Annotated in this window: 2 pseudogenes; one reads left to right on the forward strand and one right to left on the reverse strand. The window is 59.7% G+C overall.

What is annotated here, in order from left to right:
* Nucleotides 1–227, reverse strand: a pseudogene (locus tag NW837_RS14240) (phosphoribosylformylglycinamidine cyclo-ligase); the annotation flags it as partial.
* 144 nt (nt 228–371) lie between these two features.
* Here NW837_RS14240 and NW837_RS14245 point away from each other — a divergent pair.
* Nucleotides 372–673 (forward strand): annotated as a pseudogene (locus NW837_RS14245) (septal ring lytic transglycosylase RlpA family protein); the annotation flags it as partial.

Below are 673 nucleotides of genomic sequence, written 5' to 3' on the forward strand. Positions count from 1 at the left end.
CACTGCTGGGCAATGTCCAGCTTTGTCCCCACCCCATCGGTGCCCGCCACCAACACCGGCGCTTGATACCCCGTCGGCAGCTCAAACAGACCGGCAAAGCCGCCGATGCCGCCCAAGGTTCCTGAAGAACCTGAGGACGGAATTTGAATCCGTTCAACGCGCTCGCGGATCCCCCTGACAAAGGCCTGGCCCAGATCGATGTCAACCCCTGCTGAGCGGTAGTCCAAAATGCCAAAACCCCTTATGCTATCAAGACTTGGGCTTTTGTGCCCGACTGTGCAAACTGGTCAATTCAGAAACCTATGGTACATTAACTTCTGTTTTAACCGTCGCACTGGAAGTTGTACGAGATTGGAGAGGAGCGCGGCCTCATGCGAAATTGGAAACAGCTTGGACAGGGACTGGATCCCGCCCGCAAAATGGGCTTGGTCAGTTGTCTCTGTGTCACGGCTTTGGGCTTGCCGGCAGGCATGTTGGGCAGCTTCGCCCCGCGAGCACAAGCCTCAACGCGAACCGGATCCCTGAGCACCCGAGCAGCGGAGCTGTCACCTGCATCCAAATTGCCCCCCCCGGCCACCCCTTCCCAACCCCTCCCTGCTGCCGCAGCCCCAGTCAGAACGCTGCCGAGAACCCCCCAAACCCCTATCTCCGGCCACGAGGGTCTTGCCCCTGC

Source organism: Synechococcus sp. R6-10 (assembly GCF_047461815.1).
Classification (GTDB): Bacteria; Cyanobacteriota; Cyanobacteriia; order Thermostichales; family Thermostichaceae; genus Thermostichus.